The following is an 11,479-nucleotide window of genomic DNA, read 5'->3' on the forward strand; positions in this document are numbered from 1 at the left end:
GCCCGCCGATGCGAGCCTTGCATTATGCTGTATACAAAATTGCAGCATCTAGTAAATGATGCTCAACCATTGCCTTGTGATGTTTAGTATAAATTTGTGAGCCTATTGCTTGCTCTCGATACGTAATCAAATCGGCAATTGTAATAATGACCAAGCCGTGTTGCTTAGCAAAAGCTAGTAGCTCTGGCCGCCTTGCCATGGTGCCATCGTCATTGACCACCTCACAAAGCACACCTGCAGGCTGCAACCCTGCCAAAAGCGACAAGTCATGTGCGGCTTCTGTATGCCCAGCGCGCTCTAATACACCACCCTTACGGCAACGCAGAGGAAATATATGCCCCGGTCGCGCAAAGTCGTTGGCATGACTATTTGGATCAGCCAGCGCATTGAGTGTCAGAGCACGATCAGCCGCAGAAACACCTGTTGTAGTACCGTGTAAATAATCCACACTCACTGTAAAAGCTGTTCTATGCGATTCTGTATTACGCTCAACCATCAACGGTAATTTTAATTGCCGTAAACGCTCAACAGTCATCGATACGCATACGATACCGCTGCTATGCCTAACCATGAACGCCATTTGGCTGGCGGTGACTTTCTCTGCGGCTATAATTAAGTCGCCTTCATTTTCGCGATCAGTATCATCTACAACTACGACAAACTCACCTCGGCTTATAGCGCTAATTGCTGATTCAATAGAATCAAACGGGGATAAATTTTTGCTCATCACTTCTTCCAATTTTTAATCTAACGATATAGATTTATAAAATCTAAAAACGCATATAAACGCATATAACTTATGCTTTAATCTTGAGTACTCTTTCTGCATTCTGGTAAAAAACTTTATCCAAAACTTCGTCTTTAAATCCAAGAGCTGCAAAATCGTCCACGGTCTGCTTCATAGCTCGGAAAGGATAAGATGAACCAAACAATAGCTGCTCAGAAAGAAAACTATTAGCCGCTTCAACATACAGTTGTGAACCTGGCTGAAAAATATACATATCAGGTACTAAGTAAATATTTTCATAACGGAAAGCTGCACCAATAATCTCATTCACAAATGGATAATAGCCATGAAAGCAAATAATCTTAAGTGAAGGGTAGCGACGTGCCAGCCGTGCAACTGCGCTTGGATGCGCATAATCAAAATCTGGCGTTGTCGGGCCTGACATTAAGCACACTGGAACATCAAAATGGATGCATTCTTCATATACAGGATAAAACAGTGGGTTATCAGCCTCTAATGCCGGCTCACCAAAGCCAGGCTCAATATTAATGGCATAAAAACCAAACTCGTTGATTGCGCGATTGATTTCTATAATCGTACTTTTCTCCCCACGAGTTTGGATATCAACAGAACCCAAACCTATGAGTAATGGACTTTGCTTCACTAGCTCGGCTATTTTCTCGTTGCTAATAGTTAAACCTGGAGTTTCACGCCCTACAACCACCGCTTTACTGATGCCTGACTCCTGTATCTCATTCAAATATCCATCAATGGTATATGAGCGCTGAAAGTGGTCAGGATCAATCGAACCTACGCGCTTATTCAACCACCGAGCAGTTTCAAAAGAGGCTGTGCCTGGAGTGGCGCCAAAAAAGTCATGCAAATATGCCGGACGACTGCGTAAATCTATAATTTTTTGCGTCATGGTATCTCGTTATAAAAATCAATATAAATTAGGAGTGAATAGCAGAACTATTGTCACCATCATGAATAAAAACTAGGCACTGGATAACGTTTATTAAGCGCCCAATCGCCTAGATCCTTAAGCTTGTAATCGGCAGGGTCATGTAAGGTATAAACCCTTAAATTTCGCCAATAACGGTCTAACCTTAGCGTTGCTGTTGTAGCTCTAGCACCTGCTACTTCAAAAATGCGAGAGCACACATCAAGGCCTGAACGAGTAATATTGACTTTGGCAGAGAACACCGCCAACGCCACCTTGCCTCTAGCTTCTTCACTGAGCAACAGGTCTTGTCTCCATGCATTTTCAAGTTGCTTAGCCGCTTCATCAGCAAGAAGCCTTGAAGCATCAAGACTCGCCCAGAACTCGCCAAAATGTAACAGTGTGAATGGATCTTGCTGAACCGTCTGAGCAAGTGAGCCACTCCATACTCTAGAACTTTGCTGTGTATATTTAATAGCCTCCTCCAACGCACCTTCAGCAATCCCTTGGTATATATTGGTAAAAATCAGCTGTGCAACTAAAGAGCGTAAGCTAGAAAACGGCGAACTTAATGGCCCCGGGTTCATCAGAAGCTCATCCTGCTCAACGATGAGTTGATCGAAATTCACACTGCCGCTATCAGTTTGGCGCTGCCCCATATTATTCCAATCATTATTAATTGAAATTCCAGCTCGATTGCTTGGAACAGCGGCAACAATAAAACGGTTTGTTTCTGCTTCAATTGCCGACACAATCAGACGATCAGAATCCGTTGCTCCTGAGCAAAAGCTTTTTTGGCCGCTAAAAACAAGATGATTTCCATTTGGCGTTGCTATGGTGCGATTATCTAGCGGATTTAAAGCATTCCCCCACCACAGGTTTTTTTCAGCTGTTTCTTTCCATAATGTTTGCCATTGCTCTTTAGTGCCATATAGCCGAATCGATGCCAACATAAGGAATTGGAATGCAAACACCTGTGCCAAAGAGCTATCTACTCGTGCAAATAAACGAATAATTTGAAATAGCTCCACCCAACTTGCGCCTAAACCACCTAATGATTTGGGAATAAGAAGCTTTAACAAACCACTGTCTCTTATTGCTTGTCTTTGCTCATATGGGGTACCGCCAATCAAATCACGCTCGGCTGCCGTTAATGCAAAGTACTCAGCCAATCTTTCTGCCACCTCAAATGGAGTAGCTGTTTCAGCTAATACTTCTTGCTTACTAATAGTTGTCATGTCTATCCTTAGTGAGCTGAAACTTGTGGTTGATGTTCCGTAATAGATTCACCAAATGGGCCAGTCATATTGGTTTTGATCGCGTCTTCGCTGGAGGGCTTTAACGCTAGAGGCAACAGTGGAAACAACAATTCGGCTACCCGATACGACTCTTCCAAATGTGGATAACCAGAAAAAATAAAGTAATCAATACCTAATGCCGAGTATTCTTTGATTCGATCTGCCACTTCTTGCGGATTGCCAACTAAAGCAGTCCCCGCACCACCTCTAACTAAACCAACCCCAGCCCAAAGATTAGGCGACACAACGAGATTGCCTCGTTTTCCACCATGCAATGCGGACATCTTTTTCTGACCAACCGAGTCAAACTTCGCCACCGCTGCCTGAGCAGCAGCAATGGTCTCATCAGTGACATATGAAATTAATTGGTCTGCTGCTTGCCAAGCCTCTTCGCTAGTCTCTCTTACAATCACATGCAAACGAATACCAAATTTGACAGTACGCCCCTTTAAAGCAGCCTCAGCTCTTACACGCTCAATTTTTTCAGCAACGGCGGCTGGAGGCTCACCCCACGTCAGGTAAACATCAATATGTTCTGCCGTTAAATCAATTGCCGCGTCTGAGGATCCGCCAATAAATAATGGTGGGTAAGGTTTTTGATGTGCGCCGGATGGCAATCTAGCATCTTTAACACGGATGTATTCTCCATCTAAGCTAATGGTTTCCCCCTGTAAGACTGCTTTCCAAACTTTAAGAAACTCTCCAGTTTCTGTGTAGCGTTCATCATGCTGAAGAAAGCTGCCATCGGCTTGTTGCTCTTCTGGGTCGCCTCCTGCAACGACATTGATTAATAACCTTCCACCTGAAATACGATCCAATGTTGAAGCCATTCTTGCTGACACCGTAGGTGAAGTGAATCCAGGTCTCACGGCTACTAAAAACTTCAACCTTTCGGTTTCATTAATTAAGGAAGCACTTACAACCCATGGATCTTCGCATGAGCGCCCTGATGGCACTAACACCCCATTAAATCCCAAGCGATCTGCTGCCTTTGCAATTTGTTTTAAATAGCTATAAGTAGCTGGCCTTGCGCCAACGGACGTTCCCAAATACCGCTGATCGCCGTGGGTAGGTAGAAACCAAAAAATCTGCATAACAATCCTTACTCTTAAAAAATCTTAGTAAGCGTTATCTGCAATTTGCATGCCATTACGACTTTTAGCCATTTCATGGGTAAGTTAGGCTTCTTATGTTGCATTGATGCTGCTCAATCAGCATCAATGCAAATCTAATGCTGATTGAGCAGCATTAGATGATGTAGTTTAGATAGGTAACTCCTATCACCAAAGACTTGCAGCTAATAAAATCCACAATGCTGCTGCTCCTGCAGCATTGGCATATCAAGGATTTCACATATTGCTGAATTTTAAGCATAAGCTAATTCTTATCCATTATTAAGACTGGCACGGTTCATGCAATATACTTATTTAGACTAACTAATAGGAGTGCATGCATGGCCTCAAATATTCTGGCAGAAGAACATTCTGCTGAGCTAATCAAGCGAGTTCAAAGCAACTCTCTAGATTTTTCTCATCAAGAAATAGAAGACCCAATGCAGGTTGCCCAAAGACTTTCAGCTGAATTTGAGTTAACCGCCATTGAGCGTGATCAAATAGGCGGGACGCCCAAAGAGCAACGCGATCAAATCCGCGAAAGTGGGCTTCTCTCGCTCATCATACCCAAACAATATGGGGGGCTTGGCGCAAACTGGCAACTAACAATGCAGATCGTACGTGAGTTTGCAAAATCAGATAGCTCGATTGCTCACGTGTTTGCCTTTCAACATTTAATGTTAGCTACTGTTCGACTCTTTTCAAAAAATGAGCAATGGGAGCCTTGGTTTGAGCAAACAGCACGTCAAAATTGGTTTTGGGGAAATGCCTTAAATCCAACGGATGACCGTACTGTAAGCAGATCATTTAGTCATTGGTCAGAATTTTCAGGGAAAAAAAGTTTTTGCTCTGGAGCTCTAGATTCAGAAATGTTGATTGCTTCAGCGCTCGAACATAATCCAAATGGCGATGGAAAATCTAAATTAATTATCGCCGCTTTACCGACTGGGCGCACAGGCATCAATGTGATTCAAGATTGGGATAATATGGGGCAACGCCAAACAGATAGTGGTAGCGTCAATTTCGAACGCGTTAGAGTTGAACAACATGAAATATTAGCTGACCCTGGTCCATTAAGTACCCCATATTCCTGCTTGCGACCACTCGTGGCTCAATTAATACTGACAAACATTTATCTAGGCATTGCAGAAGGCGCATTTCGGGAAGCACGTCACTACACATTAAACGAAGCACGCGCTTGGAATGGTTCCAACTTTCACAAACCGGAAGATGACCCCTACATCATTGGGCACTACGGTGAATTCTGGGCGAGCCTAGAAAGCGCACGCGCCATTACGGAAGTAGCCGCCACATTTCTAGATGCAGCGTGGCTAAAAGAAGACAAATTGACGGAAGATGCACGTGGAGAAGTGGCTATCAAAATTGCAGCTGCGAAAATACTAACAACTCGCATAGGGCTAGACATCACCAGCAGAATGTTTGAAGTCACAGGTTCACGCTCTACGCATGCAGGTCTATGTATGGACAGATATTGGCGAAATATACGCACACATACGCTACATGACCCTATTGATTACAAATTAAAGGAGCTAGGTGATTGGGTATTGAAAGAGAAATACCCGACACCTACATTTTACTCATGAACAAAATACTAGATAGACAATTCGAGCTTGCCAAATATGACTTTGACCCTCCATATCAGGAGAAAAAAAATATGCAATTATTAACCTTACCTAACTCACAAGCACTAACGAAATCCATACGCGCGACAGCTCAGGTGTTTGAGGATCCAAAATCTAAAGCACTACTCGCTCGCGTTCAGCAAATTGCACCAAGCGAAGCCAATGTACTTATCATTGGAGAAACCGGAACAGGAAAAGAGCTCATAGCACGCCATGTTCATCAGCTTAGTCAGCGTAAAAATGGACCATTCATTGCTGTGAACTGCGGTGCATTTTCTGAGTCATTGGTTGAAAGTGAGTTATTTGGCCAAGAAAAAGGCGCCTTTACGGGTGCACTTGTCGCCAAATCAGGATGGTTCGAAGCAGCCAATGGCGGCACATTGTTTTTAGATGAAATTGGCGACCTACCATTAAGCAGCCAAGTAAAACTATTAAGAGTTTTACAAGAGCGAGAGGTGGTTAGATTAGGTTCAAGGAAACCCACGCCAATCGATGTGCGCCTAGTAGCCGCAACAAATGTTCGACTGGAAGAGGCTGTTGCAGCAGGACACTTTAGAGAGGATTTATTTTATCGCTTACGTGTGGCTCATATTGAACTACCTACATTAAGAAATAGACCTGGCGACATTATCCCTCTCGCAGAGTATTTTGTAGGGGAATATCGACGCAGACTAGGTTACGCGGAAATACGCATAGATGAATCTGGCAAACAGAAGCTCTTACAGCATAATTGGCCAGGCAATATCCGTGAGTTAGAAAATATTATTCATCATGCGCTATTAATTTGCAAAAACAATATCGTCAAAAGTGAGGATTTGCAGCTCTCAACTATTCAATTGCACCGCCCTAAAGAGAATAATGCTACTTATCAAGCTGCCAATGAATCTAATTCATTAGAAACGTCTCTTCATCAAATTTTTGAAGAAGGTGGAGATACAATCTATGAAAATCTTGAAGACGTTATCATCAAGACGGCGTATCACTATTGCCACAACAATCAAGTTCAAACAGCTAAATTATTAGGGATTAGCCGCAACATTGTTAGAGCAAAACTCATTAGAATGGGTGCTATTAAAGCACTTCGCTAAAAAGTTACTATGACCATTATCACAAAAATATCATCTTCAAAATTACCCACGGATTTTGGAGATTTTCAAATCCATATCTATCGAGATAATCGTAGCCAAGTAGAACACGCAGCACTTGTGATGGGAAAACCATCCAATCAACATCATGTGTTAACTAGAGTGCACTCTGAATGCCTAACTGGTGATGCATTTTCTTCGAGTCGCTGCGACTGCGGTGAGCAATTAAAATTTGCTCAACAAGCTATTGCGAGCAAAAAAGAAGGCATCATCATTTATCTGCGAGACCACGAAGGCAGAGGCATAGGACTAGCAAATAAAATTAGTGCTTATGCTCTACAAGATGGGGGATTGGACACGGTAGAAGCCAATTTAGCACTCGGCTTACCTGTTGATCAACGAACATTCGAAATTGCAGCTGACATACTTAAACATTTAGAGGTTTTCTCAATCAATTTGCTAAGTAATAACCCTGAAAAATATCACGCGCTAAAAGGCTTAGGAGTTAACGTCACTCAAATAAGCCCCATCAGCATTTTACCAAACGCGCAAAATCTGAAATACATTGAAACAAAAAGAACAAAGCTTGGGCATTTCAATACTGCAAATTTATGAGAGCCTCCACTTGATTCAGAACTTATGCTGACTATCCAAAACAGAAGTTTTTTAATCAAGAGTGAGCGGCAACAAAAAGCTCAGTAAACGCAAACCCATGTTTAACCCCTAAGTGGCGGCAAAGGACTCAGAGATTAAGGAGTAAATAGCCAACGCTAAAACTCCGATTTTTTTGACTTTATCCCCGGCTACCTCGCCGAGCAGCGCAAGCTTGATGGGAGTCGTCGGCAAGCGGCTGTTTGAGCCAAGTGGTTTATTTGGCGAGTTTTCACATCAGAACAATTGCTTTAGCAATTCGTGATGATGGGGATGACCTTTGCGGCTACCGGACAAGCAAAAGAAAGTAACTCGCCTCAAGGCGAAAAGGAGTTGAAAATTTTTAGTTTGACTCTCTGGTAAAAAGAAAAAGGGGGCAAATTGCCCCCTTTTTCCTTAGCTTATTGCATACATATATCGTGGAAGTGATAACAAGTTATCGCTCCAATTTCCATCTGCATAAGTACGCAAATATGGAGCATGATTTGAAGGTCTAATAACTCCGACATTCGCACGCTTACCTGTTGAAGGATCCAAAACATAAAAAGTATTTTGATTTGCATCGATACTTTTTACAACATCCGCAACAGTCCATATCCAACCTACTTCGGGGTTGCCCACATGTGTAATATGCTCGTGTGACCCGCTTAAAGGCTTATTAATACAAGTTATTTTGGCATCTGCCATATAAATCTCCTAATATAATCAACCACTTAAAAAAGGAGGTTAATAACGGCGCGCCTTCCAGCCCTATTGACCTGGAACGGACTCTGCGAGATACTACGCTTTCGTTCTGCACGATTCCTAGCGAGTCGTTATTTCGTCTGGTGGGGCTCTGAACTCCCGCCAGATGATACCTCCAAAAAAATGAAAATACCTCAAAATTCTATACCTCTATAGAACATGAGAATCTCCATACTCTCCCTAACTTAAGCTAATTTTCACTAAAGTTAAGGATAAGTTCTTGGAATAGCTTTTTTGCTATTTATAAAAATTTATTTGCTTCCTCCAAATTACCCACATTTCGACTCACCGCAGTTAAGACAAGTCAAACACCCATCCATCACTATCGATGCTTTGGTATTACATTTATTGCAAAGCTGCGCGCCTTTTGGAAAACCTTCTGCGCTCATTTCTTCGCCTGATTGCGCATGTTTCTCTAAGTATTCTGCTTTTTTCTCAGACACTAATTTTTGCTGATGCTCATCTAAACCCGGCTTTTTCAACATGCCGATTTCTTGCAAGTGTTGCTCTACCACTTCGCCGATTTCTGCTACCAAACTCGGTACGAATTTGCCGCCTTTTTTAAAGTAGCCGCCTGATGGTTCAAACACACTTTTAAGTTCCTCTACCAAGAACGTGACATCGCCACCTTTACGGAACACCGCAGACATCACGCGTGTTAGCGCAACGATCCATTGAAAGTGTTCCATGTTTTTGGAGTTGATGAAGATCTCGAACGGGCGACGGTGCTCTTGTGGCGTGTCTTCGTTCATGATGACATCGTTAATGGTGATGTAGAGCGCATGCTCAGTCACTGGTGTTTTGATTTTGTAGGTGTTGCCTACTAGTTTGTCTGGGCGGCTGAGTGGCTCACCTAGTTGCACAATTTTATTTGCTGCTTCTTTTTGCGCTTGTGCGTCTGCCGCGGCTTTCGCTTTATCTTCTTCATTCACTAGCGCGTAGCCAACGATTTTCTTTTCAATTTTAACTGCCATTTTGTTTTCTCCTTTTGTTGTCATTCCGACGGAGGTCGGAATCTAGCGTCTTTAAAGTCACTGGATTCCGTGTCGAGCACGGAATGACAATCTAAATTTATCTAGCCCAAGGTTTACCTAACTTAAGCCCACTTATTAGAACTTACCGTAGTAACCTTCTTTTAAGGCGTCGTACAGGTTAGCGGCCGAGTGGATTTCACCATCGTATTCAATCTCTTCGTTGCCTTTTACTTCAATTTCAGCGCCGTCATCTAGCGTGAATTTGTAAGTGGTGCTTTCTAAGTCTTTTTCAGTCACTAAAACGCCTTGGAAGGCTTCAGGGTTGAATCTAAACGTTGTGCAGCCTTTTAAGCCTTTATCGTAAGCGTACAGATAGATATTTTTGAAGTCCTCAAAGTCATAATCTGTAGGTACGTTAATGGTTTTTGAAATTGAGCTATCAATCCATTTTTGTGATGCGGCTTGAATATCTACATGCGCTTTTGCCATGATGGTTGAAGAATCCAAGAAATAATCTGGCAGTTGCTCTTCTGGTTTGTCGCTAAACGGCATGGCATTTGGGTTAATCAACTCACGGTAAGCCAGCAACTCATAAGAGAATACATCGACTTTCTCTTTTGATTTTTTGCCTTCACGAATCACGTTACGTGCATAGTGATGCGCGAATGATGGCTCAATACCGTTACTTGCATTGTTTGCCAATGACAGTGATATTGTGCCCGTTGGCGCGATTGAGCTATGGTGCGTAAAACGTACGCCTTTAGCGGCGATTTGGTTACGCAAACCTTCTGGGAACTGTTGCATATAACGGCTGTATTTACCGAGTAGCACTTTACCAGCGATTTTTTGACCAACTTTAATGCCATCAGCCGCCATTTCTGGGCGTTTTGCTAGCATGTCAGCAGTGACTTCAAACTTCTCATCCATAATCGGCGCTGGGCCTTTTTCTTCTGCCAATTGCACGCCTGTGTTCCAGCCTTCTTCTGCCATTACGCGGGTCACTTCATCGGTAAATTTAAGTGATTCTTCCTCACCGTATTTAAGTTTCATCATAGTGAGGCTTGAACCTAAACCTAGGTAGCCCATACCGTGACGACGCTTACGCATAATCTCGTCGCGTTGTTCTTGCAATGGCAAGCCGTTGATTTCAACCACGTTATCTAACATGCGCGTGAAAATAGCCACAACTTCGCGGTATTCTTTCCAGTCGAAATACGCTTCGTCAGTGAATGGTTTTTTCACAAAACGCGTTAAATTCACAGAACCCAACAAGCATGCGCCATAAGGTGGCAATGGTTGTTCGCCGCATGGGTTAGTCGTACGGATGTTTTCGCAGAACCAGTTATTGTTCATTTCGTTTACGCGGTCAATCAAGATAAAACCTGGCTCAGCAAAATCGTAAGTTGAGGACATAATCACATCCCACAAACGGCGTGCTTTGATGGTTTTATACACGCGACAAGCCACTTTACCAGCATCTACGCCATCTAATTTAGTGAGGTATTTACCTTTAATTGGCCATTCACGCCAAACCACTTGGGCTAAATCGTTGGTATTTAAACCATCGATAATCGCTTCTTTTTCTGTCACTGGGAAAGCAAGTTTCCATTCAGCGTCCGCTTTTACCGCCTCCATGAATTCTTTAGTGATGAGGCATGACAAATTGAATTGGCGTAAGCGCCCGTTTTCACGTTTAGCTTTAATAAAGTCCGTCACATCCGGATGTGAAATATCAAAAGTTGCCATTTGCGCACCACGACGACCACCCGCGCTAGACACGGTGAAACACATTTTGTCGTAGATATCCATGAAAGAGAGCGGGCCGCTTGTGTAAGCGCCAGCACCAGCTACAAACGCGCCTTTTGGACGCAATGTTGAGAACTCGTAACCAATACCGCAACCTGCTTTTAGCGTTAAGCCAGCTTCGTGCACTTTGCCTAAAATGTCATCCATGCTGTCTGAAATCACGCCAGACACTGTACAGTTAATGGTTGAAGTCGCTGGTTTGTGCTCTAAAGCACCTGCGTTTGAAGTAATACGGCCTGCTGGAATTGCACCACGACGCAATGCCCATAGAAACTTCTCATGCCACTCGGCACGTTTCTCATCTGTTGTTTCTACGTCTGCTAGGGCACGTGCAACACGTGCGTAAGAAGCATCGATATCAGCATCTACATGTTCGCCAGCTTTAGTTTTTAGGCGATACTTTTTATCCCAAATATCCAGCGACACCGCTTGAATTGGAATTTCTTTTTCAGAATCTGGTTTTGACTCGGTTGCTGATTCGACTGCTTTTAGCATG

At 43.1% G+C, this 11,479-nt stretch carries 10 protein-coding genes; 3 read left to right on the plus strand and 7 right to left on the minus strand.

What is annotated here, in order from left to right; genetic code table 11:
- Window positions 1–22: 22 nt before the first annotated feature.
- The 4 genes from ribB to ssuD all read right to left on the minus strand — a co-directional run bounded on the left by ribB (window position 23) and on the right by ssuD (window position 4,062).
- The gene (gene ribB / locus M301_RS13680) at window positions 23–727 is read right to left on the minus strand and encodes a 3,4-dihydroxy-2-butanone-4-phosphate synthase (protein ID WP_013149374.1); all 705 of its coding nucleotides are present in this window, start codon (window positions 725–727) and stop codon (window positions 23–25) included.
- A 70-nt stretch (window positions 728–797) separates the two neighbouring features.
- Window positions 798–1,652 (minus strand): amidohydrolase family protein, encoded by an 855-nt coding sequence (locus tag M301_RS13685; protein ID WP_013149375.1) that lies wholly within the window; start codon window positions 1,650–1,652, stop codon window positions 798–800.
- Window positions 1,653–1,711: 59 nt separating this feature from the next.
- Window positions 1,712–2,908 (minus strand): acyl-CoA dehydrogenase family protein, encoded by a 1,197-nt coding sequence (locus M301_RS13690; RefSeq protein ID WP_013149376.1) that lies wholly within the window; start codon window positions 2,906–2,908, stop codon window positions 1,712–1,714.
- 8 nt (window positions 2,909–2,916) lie between these two features.
- Window positions 2,917–4,062, minus strand: coding sequence for an FMNH2-dependent alkanesulfonate monooxygenase (gene ssuD / locus M301_RS13695; protein WP_013149377.1), 1,146 nt, complete (start codon window positions 4,060–4,062; stop codon window positions 2,917–2,919).
- 359 nt (window positions 4,063–4,421) lie between these two features.
- Between ssuD and M301_RS13700 the strand changes: the two genes are divergently transcribed.
- The 3 genes from M301_RS13700 to ribA are packed head-to-tail and all read left to right on the plus strand — an operon-like array spanning window position 4,422 to window position 7,423.
- The gene (locus tag M301_RS13700) at window positions 4,422–5,684 is read left to right on the plus strand and encodes an acyl-CoA dehydrogenase family protein (RefSeq protein WP_013149378.1); all 1,263 of its coding nucleotides are present in this window, start codon (window positions 4,422–4,424) and stop codon (window positions 5,682–5,684) included.
- The gene (locus M301_RS13705; RefSeq protein ID WP_013149379.1) at window positions 5,681–6,811 is read left to right on the plus strand and encodes a sigma-54 interaction domain-containing protein; all 1,131 of its coding nucleotides are present in this window, start codon (window positions 5,681–5,683) and stop codon (window positions 6,809–6,811) included. Before M301_RS13700 ends, M301_RS13705 begins: the two co-directional genes overlap by 4 nt.
- 9 nt (window positions 6,812–6,820) lie before the next feature.
- The gene (gene ribA / locus M301_RS13710; RefSeq protein ID WP_013149380.1) at window positions 6,821–7,423 is read left to right on the plus strand and encodes a GTP cyclohydrolase II; all 603 of its coding nucleotides are present in this window, start codon (window positions 6,821–6,823) and stop codon (window positions 7,421–7,423) included.
- Between the two features lie 432 nt (window positions 7,424–7,855).
- Here the strand turns inward: ribA and M301_RS13715 are convergent, their stop codons facing one another.
- From M301_RS13715 to M301_RS13725, 3 genes are all read right to left on the minus strand, one after another.
- Window positions 7,856–8,146 (minus strand): DUF3892 domain-containing protein, encoded by a 291-nt coding sequence (locus M301_RS13715; RefSeq protein WP_013149381.1) that lies wholly within the window; start codon window positions 8,144–8,146, stop codon window positions 7,856–7,858.
- A 326-nt stretch (window positions 8,147–8,472) separates the two neighbouring features.
- On the minus strand, window positions 8,473–9,177 hold the full coding sequence (locus tag M301_RS13720; protein WP_013149382.1) for a TSCPD domain-containing protein: 705 nt from the start codon (window positions 9,175–9,177) through the stop codon (window positions 8,473–8,475).
- 135 nt (window positions 9,178–9,312) lie between these two features.
- Window positions 9,313–11,478, minus strand: a complete 2,166-nt coding sequence (locus M301_RS13725; RefSeq protein WP_013149383.1) for an adenosylcobalamin-dependent ribonucleoside-diphosphate reductase — start codon at window positions 11,476–11,478, stop codon at window positions 9,313–9,315.
- Window position 11,479 lies beyond the last annotated feature (1 nt).

This window comes from Methylotenera versatilis 301 (assembly GCF_000093025.1).
Lineage (GTDB): Bacteria > Pseudomonadota > Gammaproteobacteria > Burkholderiales > Methylophilaceae > Methylotenera > Methylotenera versatilis.